Annotated in this window: 23 protein-coding genes and 1 pseudogene; 17 read left to right on the plus strand and 7 right to left on the minus strand. The window is 70.0% G+C overall.

Features of this window, described 5'->3' with window-relative positions; all coding sequences use genetic code 11:
- Nucleotides 1-7 precede the first annotated feature (7 nt).
- Genes N5875_RS05115 through N5875_RS05145 form a run of 7 tightly spaced genes read left to right on the plus strand, consistent with a single transcriptional unit; the run spans nt 8 to nt 5,337 of the window.
- The gene (locus N5875_RS05115; RefSeq protein ID WP_318209451.1) at nt 8-853 is read left to right on the plus strand and encodes a class I SAM-dependent methyltransferase; all 846 of its coding nucleotides are present in this window, start codon (nt 8-10) and stop codon (nt 851-853) included.
- On the plus strand, nt 850-1,611 hold the full coding sequence (locus tag N5875_RS05120) for a phosphotransferase (RefSeq protein WP_318209452.1): 762 nt from the start codon (nt 850-852) through the stop codon (nt 1,609-1,611). The genes N5875_RS05115 and N5875_RS05120 overlap by 4 nt, the downstream gene beginning before the upstream one ends.
- Nucleotides 1,608-2,264, plus strand: a complete 657-nt coding sequence (locus N5875_RS05125; protein WP_318209453.1) for a histidine phosphatase family protein — start codon at nt 1,608-1,610, stop codon at nt 2,262-2,264. Before N5875_RS05120 ends, N5875_RS05125 begins: the two co-directional genes overlap by 4 nt.
- The gene (locus tag N5875_RS05130) at nt 2,261-3,097 is read left to right on the plus strand and encodes a phosphotransferase (protein WP_318209454.1); all 837 of its coding nucleotides are present in this window, start codon (nt 2,261-2,263) and stop codon (nt 3,095-3,097) included. Before N5875_RS05125 ends, N5875_RS05130 begins: the two co-directional genes overlap by 4 nt.
- Before the next feature lie 32 nt (nt 3,098-3,129).
- Nucleotides 3,130-4,131, plus strand: a complete 1,002-nt coding sequence (locus N5875_RS05135) for an NAD-dependent epimerase/dehydratase family protein (RefSeq protein WP_318209455.1) — start codon at nt 3,130-3,132, stop codon at nt 4,129-4,131.
- Between the two features lie 26 nt (nt 4,132-4,157).
- The gene (locus N5875_RS05140) at nt 4,158-4,517 is read left to right on the plus strand and encodes a hypothetical protein (RefSeq protein ID WP_318209456.1); all 360 of its coding nucleotides are present in this window, start codon (nt 4,158-4,160) and stop codon (nt 4,515-4,517) included.
- A gap of 22 nt (nt 4,518-4,539) precedes the next feature.
- On the plus strand, nt 4,540-5,337 hold the full coding sequence (locus N5875_RS05145; RefSeq protein WP_318209457.1) for a 3-deoxy-manno-octulosonate cytidylyltransferase: 798 nt from the start codon (nt 4,540-4,542) through the stop codon (nt 5,335-5,337).
- Between the two features lie 159 nt (nt 5,338-5,496).
- Here N5875_RS05145 and N5875_RS05150 read toward each other — a convergent pair whose 3' ends face one another.
- On the minus strand, nt 5,497-6,153 hold the full coding sequence (locus tag N5875_RS05150; RefSeq protein ID WP_338492061.1) for a hypothetical protein: 657 nt from the start codon (nt 6,151-6,153) through the stop codon (nt 5,497-5,499).
- Nucleotides 6,150-6,785 (minus strand): helix-turn-helix transcriptional regulator, encoded by a 636-nt coding sequence (locus tag N5875_RS05155; RefSeq protein ID WP_338492062.1) that lies wholly within the window; start codon nt 6,783-6,785, stop codon nt 6,150-6,152. The genes N5875_RS05150 and N5875_RS05155 overlap by 4 nt, the downstream gene beginning before the upstream one ends.
- Nucleotides 6,786-7,940: 1,155 nt before the next feature.
- Between N5875_RS05155 and N5875_RS05160 the strand changes: the two genes are divergently transcribed.
- The 9 genes and pseudogenes from N5875_RS05160 (at nt 7,941) to N5875_RS05200 (ending at nt 15,709) form a co-directional block, all read left to right on the plus strand.
- Nucleotides 7,941-8,987: a hypothetical protein gene (locus N5875_RS05160; protein WP_318209459.1), complete on the plus strand. Its 1,047-nt coding sequence runs from the start codon at nt 7,941-7,943 to the stop codon at nt 8,985-8,987.
- Nucleotides 8,984-9,739, plus strand: coding sequence for an ATP-binding protein (locus N5875_RS05165; RefSeq protein WP_318209460.1), 756 nt, complete (start codon nt 8,984-8,986; stop codon nt 9,737-9,739). Before N5875_RS05160 ends, N5875_RS05165 begins: the two co-directional genes overlap by 4 nt.
- A 116-nt stretch (nt 9,740-9,855) precedes the next feature.
- The gene (locus tag N5875_RS05170) at nt 9,856-10,545 is read left to right on the plus strand and encodes a WhiB family transcriptional regulator (RefSeq protein WP_318209461.1); all 690 of its coding nucleotides are present in this window, start codon (nt 9,856-9,858) and stop codon (nt 10,543-10,545) included.
- Nucleotides 10,542-10,982: pseudogene (locus tag N5875_RS05175) on the plus strand (DUF2637 domain-containing protein); the annotation flags it as partial. The gene N5875_RS05170 and the pseudogene N5875_RS05175, both read left to right, overlap by 4 nt.
- Nucleotides 10,983-11,743: 761 nt before the next feature.
- Nucleotides 11,744-11,935 (plus strand): hypothetical protein, encoded by a 192-nt coding sequence (locus N5875_RS05180; RefSeq protein ID WP_318209462.1) that lies wholly within the window; start codon nt 11,744-11,746, stop codon nt 11,933-11,935.
- 116 nt (nt 11,936-12,051) lie between these two features.
- Nucleotides 12,052-12,669: a hypothetical protein gene (locus tag N5875_RS05185; RefSeq protein WP_318209463.1), complete on the plus strand. Its 618-nt coding sequence runs from the start codon at nt 12,052-12,054 to the stop codon at nt 12,667-12,669.
- Nucleotides 12,666-14,378, plus strand: coding sequence for a relaxase/mobilization nuclease domain-containing protein (locus tag N5875_RS05190; RefSeq protein ID WP_318209464.1), 1,713 nt, complete (start codon nt 12,666-12,668; stop codon nt 14,376-14,378). Before N5875_RS05185 ends, N5875_RS05190 begins: the two co-directional genes overlap by 4 nt.
- Before the next feature lie 186 nt (nt 14,379-14,564).
- Entirely contained in the window at nt 14,565-14,930 is a 366-nt protein-coding gene (locus N5875_RS05195; RefSeq protein WP_318209465.1) for a hypothetical protein, read from the plus strand.
- A gap of 89 nt (nt 14,931-15,019) precedes the next feature.
- Complete coding sequence (locus N5875_RS05200; RefSeq protein ID WP_318209466.1) at nt 15,020-15,709, plus strand: hypothetical protein; 690 nt, start codon at nt 15,020-15,022, stop codon at nt 15,707-15,709.
- A 102-nt stretch (nt 15,710-15,811) separates the two neighbouring features.
- Here N5875_RS05200 and N5875_RS05205 read toward each other — a convergent pair whose 3' ends face one another.
- The 5 genes from N5875_RS05205 to N5875_RS05225 form a co-directional block, all read right to left on the minus strand.
- Entirely contained in the window at nt 15,812-16,033 is a 222-nt protein-coding gene (locus N5875_RS05205) for a hypothetical protein (protein WP_318209467.1), read from the minus strand.
- A 49-nt stretch (nt 16,034-16,082) separates the two neighbouring features.
- Entirely contained in the window at nt 16,083-16,760 is a 678-nt protein-coding gene (locus tag N5875_RS05210; RefSeq protein ID WP_318209468.1) for a DUF317 domain-containing protein, read from the minus strand.
- Between the two features lie 72 nt (nt 16,761-16,832).
- The gene (locus tag N5875_RS05215) at nt 16,833-17,108 is read right to left on the minus strand and encodes a hypothetical protein (protein ID WP_318209469.1); all 276 of its coding nucleotides are present in this window, start codon (nt 17,106-17,108) and stop codon (nt 16,833-16,835) included.
- A gap of 46 nt (nt 17,109-17,154) precedes the next feature.
- On the minus strand, nt 17,155-17,517 hold the full coding sequence (locus N5875_RS05220) for a DUF317 domain-containing protein (RefSeq protein ID WP_318209470.1): 363 nt from the start codon (nt 17,515-17,517) through the stop codon (nt 17,155-17,157).
- Nucleotides 17,518-18,135: 618 nt separating this feature from the next.
- Nucleotides 18,136-19,626 carry a SulP family inorganic anion transporter gene (locus N5875_RS05225; RefSeq protein ID WP_338492064.1) on the minus strand — a complete coding sequence of 497 codons (1,491 nt, stop codon included), beginning with the start codon at nt 19,624-19,626 and terminating at the stop codon, nt 18,136-18,138.
- 413 nt (nt 19,627-20,039) lie between these two features.
- On the opposite strand from N5875_RS05225, the gene N5875_RS05230 reads away from it, so the two are divergent.
- On the plus strand, nt 20,040-20,453 hold the full coding sequence (locus N5875_RS05230) for a MerR family transcriptional regulator (protein WP_318209472.1): 414 nt from the start codon (nt 20,040-20,042) through the stop codon (nt 20,451-20,453).
- The last annotated feature ends 352 nt before the right edge of the window (nt 20,454-20,805 follow it).

Here is a 20,805-nt window from a genome sequence, read left to right on the forward strand (position 1 = left end):
GCGCGGCATGAGCGGCACCAACCCCTTCCTCGACCCGACACGCCAGGCGGAGCTGTACGGGCACGCCTCTCGGCTGGCCGGCCGCTCCAACGCCTTGATGCGAGCGAAGACCGCCGGACGCCCCGTACCGGAGACGATCGTCGGGCTCGTGCGTGCCCATCACGAACGGCCGGCCCGTCTCGGCCTGGCCCTGGACCTCGGCTGCGGTCGCGGCACGAGCAGCCTGATCCTCGCCGAGGGGCTTCGGCCCCGGCGCGTCGTCGGCCTCGATGCCGCGCCCGCCCTGGTCGAACAGGCCCGCCGGCGCGCCCGGCGGCTGCCCGACCTCCTGGTGAACTTCCACCAGGGCGACTTCCACCGTCTCCCCGTGACCACCGGGGTGTGCGATGTCGTCGTCGCCGCGTTCTGTCTGTACCACTCATCCAATCCGCTGACCGTAGTTGCGGAGATCGGTCGCGCGCTGGCTCCTGGCGGTCTGGCCGTGCTCGTCACGAAAGGGATCGACAGCTATCGGGAGATGGACCAGCTCGTCTCTGCCGCCGGCCTCGACCCACGAGCCGAACAGCACGAGAGCCTGTACATCTCGGCGCACAGCGGCAATCTCGCCGACCTGGCCAGTGCGTCGCTCGACGTCCTCGCCGTGGAGCACGAAGAGCACAGGTTCACCTTCGACGGCCACGACCACGTGGCCGAGTACCTGGCCACCAACCCGAAGTACGACCTCGCCCCCGGTCTGTACGGCAATCCGAGCGCGCTCGCCGCAAGCCTGCACCAGTCCCTTCCGGACAGTCCGCTCACCACTACGTCCCTCGTCACGTTCGTCGTGGCTCGGTCGCAGGGAGGCAGGCTGTGAGACCCCGGCATTTCATCAAACGGTACGAGACCGCTGCCCAGGTGGCTTCGGCGGCCCGTCACCACGCCTGGCTCGCCGAGCACGCGCGGCCGCTGCGGCTTCCGGCACTGACCATGGTCGGTCCGACGAGTCTGACGTACGAGTGGATCGACGGCCGCCCGGCCCGGCCAGAGGACCTGCTGCCCCTGGCCGGGCTGCTGGGCGACGCCCACGGAGCAGCCTGGGCCACCGACCTCCGGCCGGCGCCTCTGAACACGCCGCACCGCTTCCGGGACGGCATCGCCTTCGGCGACTACATCGGTCCCCGGCAGTCTGCCCTCCGAAGAAGACTGGAACAGGGGTACCTGCCGGACCGGGTTGCCCTCCACGCGATGCTGACGCTGCTGGAGAAGACCGCCGAGGGGCCGGCCGCCTTCTACAAGGACAGCAACCCACGGAACTTCATCATCACCGAGGTCGGCGACATCTACGTGGTCGATACCGACGACCTGACGCTCGCGCCGATGGGGTACGACCTGGCGAAGCTGATCGCGACGTTGGTCCTGACGTACGGCCCTCTGCCTGCCCCAGTCATCGACTGCACCCTGCGCGCCTACAACGAGGCCGCTGAGCGCCACGACCCCCGGCTCGGCAGCACGGATCGCGAGCGGCTCGTCGACTTCCTGGCCCTGCACGCCGTCCTCACTGCTCCGTACGCCGGGCGCAACGGCTACCGCGACAGCTGGCCGTCCCGCCCCTGTCCCCGAGGTTCCGCATGATCACCACCGAACTCGTCTTCGTCCGCCATGGCGAGGCTCAGTGCAACGTCGACGGCCTGGTCGGCGGCCCACGCACCTGCACCGGGCTGACCAACCGCGGGTACGCCCAGGTCGAGCAGGTCTCACTCCGCCTCGCCGCCGAGCACCGCGCCAAGCCGTTTGACGCGCTGTACGCCGGACCGCGCATCCGCCTGCGCCAGACCGGCGAGATCATCAGCCAGGCCGTCAGGATCCCCCTGTCCGTGGACTACCGTCTCGACGGTCCCGTCCACGGCGCCGCCGACGGGCAGTCCTGGACAGAGGTGAAGACCGCCGCCGATGGCGGGCCGCACGCCCACCCCGACAGGCCCTGGGCCGCTGGATCCGATACGTGGAACGGCTACCTCGGACGGGCCGGGCGCTTCCTGCAGGAACTCATCGACCGACACGAGGGCGAACGCGTCCTGTTCGCCGCGCACGGCGAGACCGTGATCGTCGCCCACACACTGCTCCTGGGGATCGCGCTCGGTTCCCCGGCAGGATTCACCGTCTCCCACGGCTCCATCACCCGTTGGCAGCACCACCTGAATCGCCTCGGACAGAGAAGGTGGATGCTCGATCGCCACAATGACACCGAGCACCTGGCCGCCTTAGGTCAGGAGGCTGCGTCGTGATCACGCTGTCCGACGACCCTCGACTGAGCCTGGCGCGGGGCGCGCTGGGAGCGGTCCGGATCGTGCACGATCCGATGCTCCCGCCTCGTGTCCTGCGTCTGGTCAGCCGTGACGGCAACGAGTTCTTCGCCAAGCAGCACAGCGATCGCGACCGGTACATCCGGGAGCTCCACGCCTATCTCGCCTGGGGATCCCACCTGATCGGCCACGTCCCTCGTGTGGCGGGCCGACAGGACCGGACGTGCACGCTGCTGCTCACCGCTGTTCCCGGCGTGCGGGCGGACACGGTCGCACCGGGGTCGCCCGAGGAGGAGCAGGCCCATTGCGAGGCCGGTCGCGTGCTGGGCAAGCTGCACCACGCCACCTCGGTACCGCGCACCGGTGCCGTCGGCACGGAACTCACCCAGCGGCTGCGCGCCTGGACCGCTCGCGCTGACGAGGCCGGCCTCGTCACCACGGCCGAGCACGAACGCCTCAGCCACCACGCGGAGATTCTGGCGAACACGCTCATGGACAGCGCCGTGTGCCACCTCGACTACCAGCCACGGAACTGGCTCCTCGGCGACGCCTTCGGGCTGTGCGACTTCGAGCACATGCGCCGCGACGCCCGCATCCGCGACTTCGCCCGGCTCGAGTTCCGCCGCTGGCAGGCCGCCCCCAACCTCCGCACGGCCTTCTTCGCCGGATACGGAAAGCCGTTGAACGACACCGAACAGCGGCTGCTGGACTCCTTCGGCGCCATCGAGGCGGTCACCGCACTCGTCCGCGGACACGAGCAGGACGACCTCGCCCTCAGCACCCACGGCCGCACCGTTCTGGCCCGCCTCCCCTGAACCACCACTCCCCCGATTCCTGGAGACCCTCCGTGTCACAGCTCCCGCCCCACCTGACCAACGCCGTACCCCGTCGAGCGGTAGTGACCGGCGCCGCCGGCTTCATCGGCTCCCACCTGGCGCACGCCCTCGTCCAGGCTGGCACCGTCGTCGTCGGCGTCGACCGGCGCGACCCGGCCACCGACCCCACGGCCGCGACCAACCTCGCCGCCCTGCAGGGCCTCCCCGGCTACATGCACGTCACCGGGGACCTCCTCAGCTGCGCGATCGAGCCGATGCTCGTCGACGCGAACGCCGTCTTCCACCTGGCGGGCATCCCCGGGGTACGCCCCTCCTGGGGACCGAAGTTCAGCGACTACGTCGCCTCCAACGTCCTCGCCACCCACCGCGTCATGGACGCTGCCACCCGGATGGGAGTACCCCGGCTCGTGGTGGCCTCGTCCTCCAGCGTCTACGGCCCCACCGACGGCGGTGCGAGCGTCGAGACCGACCGGCCCCGGCCGGCCTCCCCGTACGCGGTCACGAAACTCGCAGAGGAGCAGCTCTGCCTCGCGCACGCGACTCAAGCCCACTGCCCCACCAGCGTCGTCGTCCTGCGGTACTTCACCGTCTACGGCCCCCGACAGCGCCCCGACATGTTCACGCACCGCGCCCTCAAGGCCGCCCTCACCGGCCAGCCGCTGCGCCTGTACGGGGACGGCCACCAGCGCCGGGACTTCACGTACATCGACGACGCGGTCACCGCCACCATCGCCGCGGCCACCATTCCGACGGCCAACGGGGTGATCAACGTGGGAGGCGGCTCAAGCGCTTCCCTGCTCGACGTGATCAGCATCGCGAACAGCCTCACCGGGCGCGAGATCCAGGTTCACCAGGAGCACCCGCGCAACGGGGACGTCCTCACCACCCGCGCCAACCCCGGTCGCGCACACGAGGTCCTGGGCTGGCAGCCCCATATCGACCTCCACAGCGGCATGCGTGCCCAGATGCAGGCGTTGGCCGCCGAGGCCGCCGCGTACGGTCGCGCTGCATAACCGGCGGGAGACGAGGAGGAGTTGCAGTGGAGAATCCTGAGAAGGCGCGACTGGACGCGTTCTTCCAGCAGATCACGACAAGGTTCCCCGCCGACGGCGCCGTTACCACTCGCCTGCTGCCTGAGCGGCCGGCGTTCCTCCGTGCGATGGCCGCGACGTCCACGGTCGCCTCTGTCCTGCCCAAGCCCAGGTCCGTCGACCAGCCCATGCTGGAGCAGGTCCACCAGCACGTGCACTTCCGCTGGTCCTTCCGCCTCCGGGCCCAAGGCGAGGTCATGCTCCAGGCCGAAGAGGTCAACGGGTACGAGTGGCGGTCCGTCGAGGATGCCGCCTCTCCTACCGTCCGAGCCCAGCTGGCCCTCCTCCCCGTCCCCATCCGTTCCTGACGCACATCGACAGGAGTACGCCGTGGCCGCCACCACCGCCGCACCACCGAGCACCGTGCCCCGCCACCACATCGCCGTCATCCCCTGCCGCTGGGGAGCTTCCCGCTTTCCTGGGAAGCCCCTAGCACAGCTCGGGGACAAGCCGCTGCTGTGGCACGTCCACCAGCGCTGCCTGGAGGCGAAGCGCCTCGACGGCGTGGTCGTCGCCACCGACGACGAACGCATCGAGGCGGCGTGCAAGGAGCTGGGCATCGACTGCGTGCGCACCGGAGAACACCTCACCGGCACCGACCGCGTCGCGGAGTGTGCGGATCGCCTTCCCGCCAGCGCGTACGTGAACGTCCAGGGCGACGAGCCGTTCATCTCGCCCGACGCGATCGACGCCGTCTCAGAAGCCCTGGCCCACCTGGCGCCCGGAACGCTCGCGGTGAACGCGTACACGGAGCTGGACGACGTCGGGGCCGTCCTGGACCACAACGTCGTCAAGGTCGTCGTCGACGCGGAGAGCAAAGCCCTGATGTTCTCCCGCCAGCCGATTCCGTACCCGCGCGGGGACCGGCCGAAATACCTGCGGCAGCTCGGGCTGTACGGCTTCACCGGAGCGGCCCTCAGCTTGTTCCGGCGCCTCCCGCAGGGGCCTCTGGAGCGTACAGAGAGCGTGGAAATGCTGCGCTTCGTCGAGCACGGCCACGGTGTACGGATGCTCGGCGTCGAGGACGAAGGAATAGCAGTCGACACCCCTGAAGACCTCGCGAGGGCCAGCATGCTTCTTCGCTCTGATCTGAGCCGAAGGCTGCCAGAACGGCCCTTCACCGCTTGAGGCGGCATAAACGGCTTTGCAGCCACCTCAGCGTGTAGTGCGCCAGAGGTCACCCACGACCGAGGCAGGCCCGAAGCCGCACCAGCCACGAAAGGGGCGATGGCCGGCCCCTTGTCGGGGCCGGCCATCGCAGGCGACAGTCCGAGGTCTCTCGCCCAATCAGATCTCGTCGGTCGGGTCCCAGACGTACGGGAGGGTGTTGTCTTCCTCGTACAGGTCGCGCCACACGGCCCTGAGGTTCTTTGCGCGGTGCTCGGTCTGCCGGATGAGCTCCTGGATTCGGGCCACGGCTTCCTTCGGCTCGGCGGGCAGGATCGCGCGGGTGAGGAGCTGCATCTCCTTGCGGGCCTCGTCGATGACGGTGGCCTGGGGGACCTTGACGGCCAGGGTGTAGGCCGCGACGACGTTCACACCCCATTGGCCGTCGGCTTCCTTTACGGCCCAGATCACCGACTGTGCCGACGGCGACAGGGTGAGCCGGCAGTTGGGGCCCATCATCCTACTGAGCACCGGCAGGTCGATACGGTCCTCGCCCGCCATGGCCGCCGCGTCCTCGGCGGTCGGGACCGAGAGCCTCCCGGTGATGGCGCGCGCGATACGACGGGTCTCCGCCGCCGATGGCTGCGCGTCGTCCAGCCTGTTCGGAAGCGTCTCGGTCGCCTCTCCGAGGCCGCCGTCCGCGTCGGCACGGTCATCGCCCTCATCACCCCTGGTCCCCCACGAAAGCACGACCAGTTTCCAGTCGGGCAGCGCCGCAGGGGACAGGACATGGCTGACGACATCGACCGAATCCCAGTTGAGGGCCGGGACGGTCATGCGGAAGGCATAACCGTCCAGGTTCTCGGTGACCTCGTTGCACGTGTCCCAGATGCGTCCGACGTCGGGTCCTTGCAGACCTCGCCGATCAGCTCCATGAGCTCGGCGCTGTCCTCACGACCGGCCAGCGCGAACTTCAGCAGGCTCACGTAGGTGGCAGCGTGCCGTTCCCAGTCGTGGTACTGGGAACGGGCCTCGCAGACGGTCAGGGACCAGCGCATGAGGTTGGCGCCCGGTTCCAGTACCCAGGGCCACCACTCGGCGGTGGCGGCGTTGTACGCGACGATGTTCCAGTTCGCATCGCAGAGGAAGGTGGGGCTGGGCATCTGCTTGTCGATCAGCAGCCGCAGGCCGCTGCGGACACGGGCGTCGACGGTTCCGGCGGCGGTCGTGGGACCCAGGCCGTTGTACAGCAGCAGCGCGATGAACTCGTCGCGGTCGAGCTGCAGCAGGTCGGCGAGGTCCTCGCACTGCTTGCGGTCGAGCCGGTGCCTGCCGGCACCGCGCTCCAGGTCGCGGTACCACCGTTCGGAGCGGTCGATCGCCTTCGCGCACTCACCCTGGGTCACCCGGCGGCCCCTGCGCTCACCGGCCGCCTTGCGCCAGGAGCGCAGCTGGCCGGCGAATCCCATGACCTGGCCAGCGTGCGGAATCTCGCAGTGCTCCTGGGCCGGCCGACCAGGCCCCGTGGCCATGGCCTCGCCTTCAGCAGCCCCATTATCTGAGGCTGTGCCCGCCCACTCATTGTCCCCGTCGTCTGCGGGGAAGGGCATTGTGGCGCCCATCCACTTCTCCTCGATCATGATTTCCCCTCCGGCGGAGGGCGGATCCCCGAGACGAGGCAACAAAAAGGAGGGCTGCCACGCTCCGCGCAGCGACCCTCCCCTTGACCTCCATTCCAGGATACGAGATAGATTGTCGATCTTGGAATCAGCGACAGACGTGACAGACGCCACACCTTCCCACTCTTGCGCAGGAACTGGGTCGAGGCGATATGCCGACGTTCGGGAACGAATCAGACAGAAAACCGGCAGGAATTTGCCGGTTTCAAAACCGGCAAATTCTTGCCGGTTTTTTCTTTCAGGCCGACAGCACCACACGAGCGCCCATCCGCCTCCACGGGGAACCGCTCTGCTTCCTGACCCATCCCGCTTTCTCCGCTAGGGAGTTAACTCGCGAAGCCCCTCCTCGACTGTCGTGGCGCGGTGGGTTTCTACGCGCGTAAAGCCGACTTGAGACGCCGTTGACGGCGTTTCCGGAGCGGGCTTAAATCCTGGTCACCAGCAGGTCAGCGACGTGATCGCGTCGCATTGGGCAGGGGGAAGATCATTAATCCCGACATCGTGCGGCTCGGAGAGTCGCTTGCGCGCGGCCACGAAATGGACAACGCCACCCTCTCGGCAGCGACACAGGTTGTAACAGGAATCAGAGCTATGTATGGACTTGCCGACCGGGTCTGCGTATGTTCGTCGTCCTCTCGGGTGATCATGCCCGAATCGCGACGAGCGAGGAGAACGTAAGAACCCGACAGGTCTGAAGGCCCCGAAAAAGCGGCGGCGCCCGAGAGCGGCAACTCTCGGACGCCGGACGCCTCAACAGATCACCCGCCCGGGCCAGGGCCCGCGATGGAGATCACATTCACCCGCACCGTCCTTCCCACGGGACCAACCGGTGCGGCTTCACTGAACAGGAGAGTGTCGTATGACCGCCGCTCTGCGCAAGTGGCCGGGGGATTCGGCCCGCGCGGCAAGTCCCATTCGCCGCCTCCCTACGAGAGGTGCTGCCTGATGGCGCGGATCCGGACGATCAAACCCGAGGCATTCGAAAGCGAAGATCTCGCCTCGGTCGACGTCACCGCGATGGTGACCTTCTTCGGCCTGCTCACCCAGGCCGACGACTCTGGCCGCTTCCGCGACCACCCCGCGATCATCGCCGGACGCTTGTGGGCCCTGCGCGCCGAACACACGCCGGCCAACGTCGCCGTCGACCTGGAGCAGCTGGCGGGTGCCGGCCTGATCTGCCGCTACACCGGCTGTGACGGCAACTCCTACCTGCACATCGCGACGTGGGAGAAGCACCAGAAGATCGACCGCCCCTCCGCCTCGCGTCGCCCGCGGTGCCCGGTCCACCAGAGTCACCAGAAGTGCGGCGGCTGTTCCCAGGACTCCTGCCCGGCGGCCGAGCAGACCCGCACCGCGCGGCCCACGGCCCCGGACGTGACCCAGACGGTGCACCCTCGCCGAGCCCTCGAAAGCCCGGAATCGCCCGCCGCGGGAGAGCCGGACACGGACTCGCACGCCATGGCGGGCAGCCGGACCGTGCGGGTGAGCAGTGAGGGGCCCCTCGTCGGGGCCCCCTCCCAGGTGCCCGACAAATTCGCAGGTCAGACGGCATTCGCCGAAGATTCGATGCATCCTCGCGAGGGCTCGGCGTCTGGATCTAGGATCTTGGATCCTGGATCTTCCCCTAAGGGGGGCACGGCCCCCGCCCCGTCCAACGCTGCGCCGGGCACTTCGACGAAGGCGCTGGTGGCCGAGTACGTGCGTGGCTGCGCCCACCGCCCGCCGAAGGACGTCGTGGCGCTCGTCGGCCGGCAGGTGAAGGGCCTGCTGGAGGAGGGCTTCGACCCGGACGTGATCCGCCCCGCCCTGGGCCAGCTGCGGATCAAGGGTCTGCACGCGACGGTCCTGCCGAGCCTGGTCAACGAGGCGCTGAACGCCTCGCGGTCGCCGTCCGCAGTCGGCGCCTCCGGCGCGGGCCCCTGGGGCGCCTCCGGATACGTGCCCTACCTCGACCCCGCTGCCGAGCCGAGTGGATTCGGAGGCCAACTGTGACCCGCTACCAGCTCGCCGACCCCCAGCCCGCCGTACCCGAGCGACTGCGGGCCCGCCTGGAGGCGAAGCTCGCCGAGCGCGGCATCGACCCGTCGGCCACGCTCCCGGACACCCCGGAGCCGATCCCGGCCCTGGAGGCCGCGCAGCAGCGCATCCCGGTCGACTACCGCAACGCGCTGGTGGAGCACCCCGATGTCGCCGCCTGGGTGCGGAAGGTCGCCGACGGCGCGGTCGCCGCGAACTCCGGCGGGCTCAACCCGCAGTACGGGTCTCTCGGCCGCCGGCGGATCCAGCATGGACCGTCTCTGCTGCTGTGGGGGAACCTCGGGACCGGCAAGACCCACCAGGCGTACGCCTCCATCCGGGCGCTGACCGCCTCCGGGTGCGGGGTGGCCTGGCACGCCACGACCGCCGCCGACCTGTTCGGCGACACCCGCCCGCAGTCCGGTGTGGACCTGGAGCACCAGCTCCGGCGGATCGTCCGGGTCCCGCTGCTGCTCCTGGACGACCTCGGAGCTGCGAAGACGTCGGCATGGACCGAGGAGATCCTCTTCCGGCTGGTGAACTGGCGCTGCCAGAACAAGCTTCCGACGATCTTCACCACCAACCTGCCGCCGGTCCGCGAGCTCGCCGACTCCCCCCGCCAGCCGGTCCTGCGCGACCTGGTCGGCGACCGGGTACTGAGCCGCCTGTCCGGCATGTGCACACCGGTGGTCCGCTTCACCGGCCCCGACCGCCGCTTCCAGCGCTGACACGCGGCCCCTCCTCTCCTCGGCCCGCCGCCGCAGCCGGGCCCATCCCTCCGCCCCGCCCTTCCGCCGTCCGAACGGCGTCGAAGCGGCCCGGGGCGTACCCGAAAGACACCCTGATGCGCTACATCACGACCACCACCGGCCCTCAGCCGGCCGTCCGCTCGGTCTCGGACCACAGCTGGCACGCCCGCGCCGCCTGCTACGGCGTCAAGCCCAAGGAGGCCGACCGGCTGTTCTTCCACGGCCCCCGCAACACCCGCGACCGGCGGCAGGCCAGGCAGGTGTGTGCCGCCTGCCCCGTGCGGCTCGACTGCCTCAACTGGGCCCTGGAGAACAAGGAGGACGTGGGGATGTGGGGCGGTCTGACCCCGAAGGAGCGGGCCAAGTGGCGTACCAAGCTCGACGACCGCCTCGATTACGGCCGGGTTCGCGAAGCGGTCAACGGGCGTGACGTCCACCTCAGCAGCCTCGAGCGCAAGGCCATCATCAGCTACGCCTGCGCCAGGGGCTGGAGGGCCAGCCGCCTCGCCCACGTCCTCGGGGTGAGCGTCGACTGGGCACGTGACCAGATGCGCGAGGAGTCGGAAGCGATCGACGACCGCATCCGGCACACCGTGCACTCCGCCCCCGCCCCGGTCCCGACCGCCACGGCCCGCGAGGCCGACGAGAACGCTGAGGAGCCGCTGACGAGCGGCATCCACGACGCCGACAACCCGGACGCCGAGCGCAGCGGCGAGGACATCGTCCCTGTCGACCGCCGCGTCCCCGAACCCGTCCTGTTCGACGAGCTCCGAAAGGCAGCATGACCCACCCTCACGATCCGGCCGGCCCTCCCTCCACGGAGGCTGCCGAACGGTACGTCCTCGCCGCCGCCGGCGCCGTCATCGTGGCGCTGACCATCGCGTCCTTCTGGCTGTCCTACGCCCACCTGGCGGAAGTCGCCGGCCAGCACGGGCTCGGCGGCTCCCTCACCCGGCAGTGGGCCTGGCCGGGGACCGTGGACGCCTTCATCGTCACCGGTGAACTGCTGATGCTCCGCGCGGGGCTGAAGCGCGTGACGGACGGCTGGGCGATCGGTCTGACGGTCACGGGATCCGTGGGCTCGATCGCGCTGAACGTCGCTGGCGTCCACGGCAGCACCGACGCGCCGGTCCCGCTGCTCGACTACATCGTCGCCGCCGTCCCCCCGACCGCCGCCCTGCTGGCCTTCGGTGTCCTGATGCGACAGATTCACCAGCTCGTCGCACCCCGCAGCCGGCACAACGAACCGCCTGCGCCGGCAGCGGCCCCCGGGACGGGAGCTGTGGTCGAAGGGGATCAGGGTCGCCTCTGGTCGAGTCCTGCCGGGACCGTGGAAGTGGGGACCGTCGGCCCCCGGGGGGCGGACGGCTCCAAGGCAACGTCCCCGGTCCCCGTGACAAGCCCTGGGAAAGCGAGCGCGGACGGGGACGGTCCCCGGACGCCTGTGGCCCCGGTCCCGTATCCGGAGTACGACGACGGAGCAGCGGGTCCCGGCCAGCAGGGGACCGGGGAACGTGTGGTCCCGGCGGATGGCGATCCCCGCCCCGTCGGGCAGGGGGGCATCGGGACCCGCGAGCACGAGCACGCCGCACCAGGGGGCGGTTTTGAGCAGCCGCTCCCCCACCCGGTCCCGGAGGGGCGTCCCGACACCGGCGGGGACCGGGAACCCGAAGGGGACCGTCCCGACAACGACGGGGACCCGGAACCCGAAGGGGACCGTCCCGACAACGACGGGGACCCGGAACCGCCCGCAGGGCTGAAGGGCCGGCGGACACGTGCCCCGAGGCTGACCGAGGACGAAATCGTCGAGCTGGTCCGTCCCCATATCTCTGACGTGCTGAAGCGGGACGGCAACGAAACCGTCACCCGCGTCCAGCTCAGAGGGATCATGCGCGAACACAAGATCCCCATTCGAAACGACCGGTTGACCCCGGTCCTGGCCCGCCTGCGTGGGCCGCAGGCCGCGACCGTGAGGAGCGCTCGATGAAGACCTGCCAGAAGTTCGACCGACTCCGGGCCAAGTACATGCAGGAGACCGCCTACCTGCTCAACCACGCCGCCCGGCACCAGGGCTCGCCCACCGCCAGGGCCAGCACCGACCTGGCCAGAAGCAGCAGGCAGCGCATGGCGAGGGGCCTGTCCGGGCACGTCGCGCGCTGTCTCGAATGCGGATAGCCCCATCGACTACTGAGAGGCCCGGCAGGTTTCCGGGCCTCTCAGCTCCGCCCCAGCCGCTCCGGTATCAAGACCGGAGCGGTCCCGCTCTTCCCCGATACAAGGACCCGAGTACCATGACGATCCCGCACAACACCCCGGTCCCCGCCGACAGCGAGCAGGCACCCAACTCGGTCTGGCGGGGAGCAAGTTGGGGCGGAAGCGTAGCTTCCGCCAGCCCCGCCCCCGAAGGGGCGGGAGCGGACCTGCACCAGGGGGCGCAGGTCCGGGAGGCTTCGACCGAGGGCGGATTGAAGCCGGGGGAAGAGCAGAAGCCGAAGCCACGCCGTCGCGAGCGCCGTGCGCGCCAGCGTCCGCGTCAGCCGCCCGCGAAGAAGCGTCTGCGTCAGCCCAACACCCGTTTCAACGAAGACGAGTACGCGCTGATCGTCTCCGCCGCCGCTGCCTGCAACCTGTCCGTCGCCGGCTTCCTCGCCCGTGCCGCGCTCGCCGCGGCCCGGAACCTCGACCGTACGAGCGTCGAGATCGCCGACGACCGTGAAGTGATCACTGCTCTGTTCGACAGCCGGCGCAAGCTCGGCTGGGCCGGCAGCAACCTCAATCAGGCGGTGAAGGCTCTCAACTTCGGCGCGGACGCGCCTCAGCTGCAGGCGACTCTCGCGGCCGTGCGGCGTGCCGCTGAGGCCGTCCATGATGCCGCGACGGCGGTTCTCGAACGGCAGCGGGCGGCATGATCCCGAGCGTCAACGATCCCGGGGACCGGACCATCGGTCTGCTCGCCTACCTCTACGGCCCCGGCAAGCGCGAGGAGCACGTCGATCCGCACCTCGTCGCCTCGTTCGACGGCATGGCACCCGACCCCGGCCGCGACCCGAACGCCACGCTGAAGGCCCTCCAGCAGCTCCTCGACCAGCCCGTCCAAGCGCTGCCCAAGCACGCCCGTCCCGCCCAGCACGTCTGGCACACCTCCGTGCGCACCGCGCCCGGCGACCGGACCCTGTCGGATGAGGAGTGGGCGGAGGTGGCCCGCCGGATCGTCGCCGCCACCGGGATCGACCCGGGCGAGGGGCAGCCCGGCTGCCGCTGGGCCGCCGTGCGGCACGCGGACGACCACATCCACATCGTCGCCACCCTCGTGCGCGAGGACGGCACCCGGCCCGACGACTTCCGCTCCGGCAAGCGCGCCCAGGCCGAAGCCCGGCTCATCGAGAAGGAGTTCGGCCTGCACCAGGTCGCCCCCGGCGACGGCACCGCCGCCCAGCGGCCAACCAGCGCCGAGCGGCACAAGGCCGAACGGCAGGGCCGCGAGCGCACCGCCCGCGAGGAACTGCGCGAGACCGTACGGCGGGCCGTAGCCGGCGCCCAGGGCGAGGAGGAGTTCTTCGACCGCCTGGCCGCGTCCGGCCTCCTGGTCAAGAAGCGTGTCGCCCCTTCCGGGGACCTGCTCGGCTACAAGGTCGCTCGGCCCGACGACCGCAACAAGAACGGAGAGCCCGTCTACTACCCGGGCGCCCGCCTCGCCCCCGACCTGTCCCTGCCTCGCGTCCGCGAACGCTGGTCCGCCGATGCCCCCGGACAAGGCGACACGCCGGCCGAAGCACCCAGAGGGGCGGGGCCGGGAGCGCCCGCCGCCGCGCGCCGACGGACGGCGACCACGGCCTGGCAGGCCGTCCTGGTCATCGAGCAGGGCGACGACGCGATCGCCGCCGCGTACGTCGCTGCCGCCGGCGAAGTGCTCGACGCGCTCGCCAAGACCTCTGCCGCCCACACCCGGCGGGAACTCAGTGAAGCCGCCTGGGCGTTCGAGCGTGCCTCCCGCTCTCACGTCCGTGCCGTACGCGGGCGCGACCGGGCCCTGCGCCAGGCCGCCCGCGATCTCGTGCACGGCGGGCCAGCCCTCGGCCGCGGGGAGGACGGTGCCACCACGGCCATGGCGATCGACATGCTGTTCTTCCTCATCATCGCCGTTGCACACTGGCACGCCAGGAAGGGCCACGCCCAGCAGGCCGAAGCAGCCCACCAGGCCGCGGAACACCTGCGCATCGCCTACCAGGCCGCCGCCGAGCAGCCACTCGCCGCACTCCACCACCGCGGCCGGCACCTGACCCGCCAGCTGTTGCAGCGACAGACCAGCGCAGTACGCACGGCCATCCCCGAGCTGGCCGAGCAGATCCTGGCCGAGCCCGGCTGGCCAGCCCTCGCCGCCACACTCGCCGACGCCGAGGCCGCCGGCCACGATCCGGCCACTCACCTCGCCGATGCCGCCGGCCGACGCGAACTCGACACCGCCGAACGCGTCAGCGACGTGCTCGTCTGGCGGCTGCGACGGACCGCAGACCTTCCCGCCGACGCAACCGGAATGAACCCCGTCCGGCGATCCTCCCCCGGAGCATCGGGCACAGCCCCCCAGAAGCAGAACGTGACGCGACACTCGAACCGATAGGTCCCTGTGGCCCGCCCTCCACCGAGCCCCGCATCACGGCGGGCAGGCACGTGCGACTGACAGGGGTTCATCCCAGGACGGCGTACGCCCGGCGGAGGTGACATTGGCATATCTCAGAGTTGAAGCGGAGGAACGCTTCCGGGCACGATCCTTCCTGCTCGTGGAAAACCAGCAGGAGAGGGAACCGTGTTCGGACGCAGGCGTACAGCCCGGCAGCACCATGAGGCGTGGCAGTGGGCGGAAGCGCTGAGCGCAACGCACGTCGAGCCCCTGCTCACGGCTCCTGACCAGGCCCGTGAGCAGGTGGCGGGGCTGATGATGCCGCACCCACAGCCGCTCGTGATCGACGGCCAGGTACGGACGTGCGACGCGTGCGGCACCTACCGCAACTGGATCGTGATCAGCATCCACGACACGGTATGGCTGCGTTGCCCTGCCGGGCACGAGCAGCCCGAGGCCCGCCTCGATACCGCCTGGTACGACCAGCACAGCGGTCCCGTCACGCACCGGTACGACTCCTACGAGGACGGACTTCGGCACCTCGGCCACTGACCCGCCCCGCTGTTCCGCCGATACGCCGGAGGAGAACCCATCACGGGTCCGGCCTGTCAGACCACTGTCGACCACTGAAGGGGTCCTCCGTGCGCCGTCGCGCCTCCACCGCCCTGTCCGCCGCTGCCTTCGCCGCGCTCACCGTCTCCGGCTGCGCCGGCGGCAACGCCCCCGCCGGAGGCTCCGGCTCCTCACCCGCCGCCGCAGTCAGCTCCGCCCCGGCGGCGAAACCCGCCGCACCCCTCACCTCGGCCGCCCTGGCGGAGCGCCTGCTGGACGAGGCCGACCTCGGCCAGGGTTACACCCGCAAGCCCGAGACCAGCGGCAGCCGCAACGACGTCACCGTGATCGGCTGCCCCGCCCTGGAGAACCTCGGTGGGGACGCCGCGGCCGGCGGAAGCCTGGACTTCCCCAACAACGCCAAGACAACCTTCGCCTACACCCGTGGTACGGACTCCGAGGTGGCCGAGGAGCTGTACAGCGACACCCTGGACAAGCTCGGCCCCGGCACGAAGACCGTCTTCGAGGCCATGACCGGCTGCCCCCTCTATCGGGTTGTCGTGGGCGACACCCCGATCGCGGTCGCCACGCAGCAGCTGCCGGCACCCGCCTTGGGCGACGAGGCGTGGAGCCAGCTGCTCACCTTCACCGCCGGCGGACGCGACACGGTGATGAAGCAGACCGCCGTCCGCGCCGGTTCCGTGCTCGTCGTCGTCTCCGGCTCGCCAGCCCTCGTCGACACGCACCTGACCCGCGCGGTCGACAAGGCGCGCGGCTGACCCGCCCCTGGGCATACGAAAACGGCCCCTGGCTCATCGTTTGAGCCAGGGGCCGCCCTCGTTCACCACCCGCGACCGGCGCGGAGGGTGCCGTAGCGGTGATCACGGACAGGTGTGGCGGCGGCGCTCGCCGTCGGTGATCACCTTCGCCGTGGCGGAATACGTCCAGCCACAGGGACAGACCGCGTTCCATCGGTCCCTGCCGGTGCACTCGGGCGTACGGGGCTTGCCGCTCGTGGAGACCAGGTGCCGGTTCGGTCCGGTCGTGGGACAGACCGTGCCGTCGGGGTGGTGGGCGCTCAGGCGGGGAAGGCGGCGGGACACGTGGATCTCCTCATGAGTGGTGGGGGTGGGGCGCCGGCGAACCAGCCGGTCACAGTGCCGGTGTGACGAAGAGGCGGCCGTCGGCGTTCTCGGGCGGGTTGCGGCGCAGGACCGGGACGGGCGAGGCGAGGGAGGAGGCGAAGGCGGCGACGAGGTCGTGTGGGACGCTGGCGCTGAAGGTCGCGGTCCACTGGTAGGGCTCGCCGATCACGGGCTCGGCCCACGCCTGCCAGCCGTACAAGTCTGGGCGCGGGTCGCCGTCGCGGACCAGCTCGGGCAGTTCCCCCCAGACGAAGCCGGCGGACATGCCAGGGTCCCAGACACGGCTGTCGAGGGTGTCGAGGTCACGGGCCCACCCGAGCGCGCACACGGCGTCGAGGACGGCGTCACGGCCGGCGTAGTTGACGGCCGGATCGGTGCGGGCATCGACGGCGAGGAGGAAGTCGCCGATCGCCTCGGGCGGCGTGCCGGTGGTGAAGTAGGCGTTCCACTCCATCACGGCGCTGCTCGCATGGGTGCGGGCGGAGATATGCCAGGCGACGGGGAGCTCCCCGAGCAGGAAGTCGTGGGAACCGCGGACCCACTCGGCGCCGACGAGTCCCCGGGGGCTGAGGTGCAGCAGGGTGCTGCGGGCCGTCGTCCACGTGGACCAGCCGGCCTCCGTAAGCGTCATGGCGACGCGGTCGGCGAGTTCGTCGTCGTCGCCAGCCAGGTGACGCGGGTGCACCCAGTACGCGGTGTGGGAGGGGTAGAGGGGGTGGTGCGGGTTCAGGGGCGCCTCCAGGCGAGTGGGGTGGGACTAGTGCGCAGCAACGGCGCCACGGCGACAGCGCGGGGCCTCGGTCGGCTCGTGCCAGCCCGCGCCGACGGTCACGGCCGGCGGTACGGGACCGACCTGCTGGCCGCTCTCCACGACATAGAGCACGGCGTTGCCGAGCGCATCGGTCGTGGCGAGGACATCGGCGACGGTGTGCTCCAGCGGAAAAGACGGGTTGATGGCGAGGCGTACGGGGGTGTCGGGGTCGACCGAGGAGAGGCGGGCGATGAGGTCGCGGGCGGTGAAGTCCGAGGACAATGGGGGCCTCCGTTGCGAAAAGGGGATGGTCTGGGCTTCGTCGCCGTCAGGCGGGGACGACCGGGCTGGAGGTGGCCAGGATGCGCGTGACCACTGCGGCCACCACGTCGGCTGGAGTCTCCCTGTGGAAGGAGACGCAGTAGCCGGGCACGTCCGCGGTACCGGTAACGGCGAGCTTCCAGCCCTCTGTGTCGGTGCCGGGCCGGCCGTCGGGGAACCAGCCGAGGTAGAACCGGCCGTCCTTGCTGGCGATGTGGACATCGGCGCGGTCGTCGACGACGACCTTGAAGGCGGCGTCGGTGAACAGGTCGATGACGTCCATCGGCTGCCCCCGGCCAAGCAGCCATGTCCGCAGCCGCAACTCGGCGACGGTGGTGGAGAAGCCTGGCCTCGCAGCATCAACAGTCATGGGCATTCACCTCTCTGACCTGGCACTTTCGGGAAGGGATCTACGTTGACATCCCTTGCCGCCTGCCCACCAGCCCTTCCGCGCTTCTCCCTGTCTGCCTCCGGCGAACTGAACAGGCCCGCTATGTTGTAGGGTCTCAAATTTCGTGGCCAGATCTCAGACTGAATGGCCACCGGTTGGCCAGTTGGCCATGTCATTGAGACGCGCTGTTCGGGGCGTAGGAGCCGGGCGAGTCGAGGCGTGATTCGTAGATCACGTGATCTCGCACCGTGGAGGACCAGTAGGTCCCGGAGTAATGCCTCTGCCCCCTGTACCAGCGGAAGGTTCTCCAAGGTGCAGCCGCCTGCAGTCGACAAAGAGGTACGGAGGCCCAGAGCTGGTCCACCTGTGCGGTGTCCCCGGAACAGCGAACGGCGACCTCGACGGAAGTGATCTTTCATTGCCCGGGGAACAATGTGGGCCTCCTCCCGACTACTCGGGCAGAGGCCGGTGCAGTCACCCGGCACGTCGCCAAACGCGACCCGGCCACCGGCCGCTGGGGCTGAACCGCCGAACCGCACCGCAGAACAGAGAGAGGGCCCCGGCATGGCCGGGGCCCTCTCTCTGTTGCGCGCTGTGTCAGTGGCTGCCGGCGAGTTCGCCGGTGAGCTTGCCGTGGAGGTCGGCGCTCGGGTCGTTCAGGCCGGTGATCTCGACGGTCTTGCCGCGCTGGTCGTATTTGGTCTCGATCGCGTCCAGGGCGGCGACGGAGGAGGCGTCCCAGATGTGCGCGTCGGACAGGTCGATGACGACCTTGTCGGGGTCGGTGGCGTAGTTGAACTGGCCGACGAGGTCGTTGGAGGAGGCGAAGAACAGCTCGCCGGTGACCCGGTAGACGACGGTGGTGCTGTCCGGGTCGATCACGGCGGTGACCTCGGCGAGGTGGGCGACGCGCTTGGCGAAGATGACCATGGCGGTGATGGAGCCGACGACGACGCCGATGGCGAGGTTGTGGGTCGCCGCGACGACCACGACAGTGATGACCATGACGGCGATCTCGCCGGCGGGCATCCGCTTGAGGGTCTTGGGGGCGATGGAATGCCAGTCGAAGGTCGCGAACGACACCATGATCATCACGGCGACCAGGGCGGCCATGGGGATGTCGGAGACGATCGGGCCGAAGACGATGCAGAGCACCATCAGGAACGCGCCGGCGAGGAAGGTCGAGACGCGGGTGCGGGCGCCGGACACCTTCACGTTGATCATCGTCTGGCCAATCATGGCGCAGCCACCCATGCCGCCGAAGAACCCGGTGACGATGTTGGCGATGCCCTGGCCGATGGACTCGCGGGTCTTGTTGGAGTGGGTGTCGGTGATGTCGTCGACGAGCTTCGCGGTCATCAGCGACTCCATCAGGCCGACCAGCGCCATCGCGAACGCGTACGGGGCGATCGTCGTCAGGGTGTCCAGGGTGAAGGGCACGTCCGGCAGGCCCGGCAGCGGGAGGGACGAGGGGAGGGCGCCCTTGTCGCCGACGGTCGGTACCGCGATCGCCGCGCCGACGGTGATGACGGTGAGGATGACGATGGAGACCAGCGGCGCCGGGATCACGGTGGTGATCTTCGGGAAGAACACCATGAGCGCCAAGCCGCCGATGATCAGCGGGTAGACGGCCCAGGGCACGTTGCGCATTTCGGGGACCTGGGCCATGAAGATCAGAATGGCGAGGGAGTTGACGAAGCCGACCATGACCGAGCGGGGGATGAACCGCATCAGCTTCGCCACCCCGAGCGCGCCCAGGAGGACCTGGAAGACGCCGGCCAGGATGACGGCGGCGATCAGGTAGCCCAGGCCGTGCTCACGGTTGAGCGGGGCGATGACCAGTGCGACGGCGCCGGTGGCGGCGGAGATCATCGCCCGCCTGCCGCCGACGATCGAGATGACGACGGCCATGGTGAAGGAGGCGAACAGGCCGATCGCCGGGTCGACCCCGGCGATGATCGAGAACGAGATCGCCTCGGGGATCAGCGCCAGGGCGACGACCAGGCCCGCGAGGACCTCGGTGCGCCAGACCTTCGGGTCGGAGATCCAGTCGGGCTTCAGGCCGCGCAGCCGCGCGGCGGGAGTCACAGCAGCAGAAGACAAGGAGATGCGTACCTGTCGTGCTCGGGCACACCCCACGGGCAGGACGGGGCGTGCGGAAGGACGCGCAGGGGCCGGGCCGGACCCCGCGGGCGGCCCGCGAGGCGGGCCGGAAGTAGAGAGGGGGGACGTGGCGTGGCGACGCGCACGGGCGGCCGGGCAGCTCACATCGAGGGGCGAAGAGTCACGGCGGGCAGGCGGCGGCGGTCGGCGTCATGGGCTCGCGCACGCTCTCTCCTGCAAGAATCGGATCTTCGCCGGGGGCGCCATCGGCCCCGGAACGGCAGTAGCGGGGCAGCCGGGCCGCCCTCACCATCAACAACTCTACCCTAACGTTAGAGTAGAGGTCGGAGCGGTACGGGACGCGGCCCGCTACGAGGAGAAGGGCCAGGACCACGGGCGTGGACGACAAGCACATGCAGATCGGCGAGGTCGCCGCGAGGACCGAGCTGTCCCTGCGCACCATCCGGCACTACGAGGAGACCGGCCTCGTCATCCCCTCCGCCCGCTCACAGGGCGGCTTCCGCCTCTACACCGAGACCGACGTCGCCCGCCTCATGGTCATCCGCCGCATGAAGCCGCTCGGCTTCACCCTGGACCAGATGCGCGACCTGCTCGACGCCACCGACCGCCTCGACGCGGAGACCGGCCTCGACACCAGCGAGCGCGAGGTGCTGCTGGAGCGGGTGCGGACCTACCGGCAGGCCGCCGACGAACAGGTGGAGAAGCTGCGCGTCCAGCTGGCACGCGCCGAGGACTTCGCCGCCACCCTGGGCGCCCGCCTGGAGCGGAACGCTCCGACCACCCGAGCCTAGAACCGCCGCGTCACCTCCCGGCCGGTACCGCCTGATCCGGCAGGCGGCGCCGCCCGGGCACGGCCAAGCAACCAGGGTTGTGATCGATCATCCCCGGCCATGCGGGAGCGGATCACCGGTGCCCCTCTCCCGCATGGCAGTTGAGGAAATGCCACGTGCGTGAGACTGGCCAGCGGTGCCATCGACCTGAGACAGCGGAAGAACCGCTGGTCACGATCACGGCCAGTGCCACGAGCGGCGAGCCCCTACAACAGCTGTAGGGTCTCAAATTTCGTGGCCAAATCTCCGACTGCATGGCCACCGGTTGGCCAGTTGGCCATGCCACTGAGACGCGCATGTCCGCGGCGTCACT

Source organism: Streptomyces sp. SJL17-4, assembly GCF_036826855.1.
Classification (GTDB): domain Bacteria; phylum Actinomycetota; class Actinomycetes; order Streptomycetales; family Streptomycetaceae; genus Streptomyces.

What these genes read in the sequence shown, in the direction of transcription:
- N5875_RS05115 (WP_318209451.1), top strand. Translation starts at nt 8, where the DNA reads ATGAGCGGCACCAACCCCTTCCTCGACCCGACACGCCAGGCGGAGCTG.
- N5875_RS05125 (WP_318209453.1), top strand. Translation starts at nt 1,608, where the DNA reads ATGATCACCACCGAACTCGTCTTCGTCCGCCATGGCGAGGCTCAGTGC.
- N5875_RS05150 (WP_338492061.1), bottom strand. Translation starts at nt 6,153, where the DNA reads ATGACCGTCCCGGCCCTCAACTGGGATTCGGTCGATGTCGTCAGCCAT.
- N5875_RS05155 (WP_338492062.1), bottom strand. Translation starts at nt 6,785, where the DNA reads ATGGGATTCGCCGGCCAGCTGCGCTCCTGGCGCAAGGCGGCCGGTGAG.
- N5875_RS05160 (WP_318209459.1), top strand. Translation starts at nt 7,941, where the DNA reads ATGGCGCGGATCCGGACGATCAAACCCGAGGCATTCGAAAGCGAAGAT.
- N5875_RS05170 (WP_318209461.1), top strand. Translation starts at nt 9,856, where the DNA reads ATGCGCTACATCACGACCACCACCGGCCCTCAGCCGGCCGTCCGCTCG.
- N5875_RS05180 (WP_318209462.1), top strand. Translation starts at nt 11,744, where the DNA reads ATGAAGACCTGCCAGAAGTTCGACCGACTCCGGGCCAAGTACATGCAG.
- N5875_RS05185 (WP_318209463.1), top strand. Translation starts at nt 12,052, where the DNA reads ATGACGATCCCGCACAACACCCCGGTCCCCGCCGACAGCGAGCAGGCA.
- N5875_RS05190 (WP_318209464.1), top strand. Translation starts at nt 12,666, where the DNA reads ATGATCCCGAGCGTCAACGATCCCGGGGACCGGACCATCGGTCTGCTC.
- N5875_RS05220 (WP_318209470.1), bottom strand. Translation starts at nt 17,517, where the DNA reads ATGACTGTTGATGCTGCGAGGCCAGGCTTCTCCACCACCGTCGCCGAG.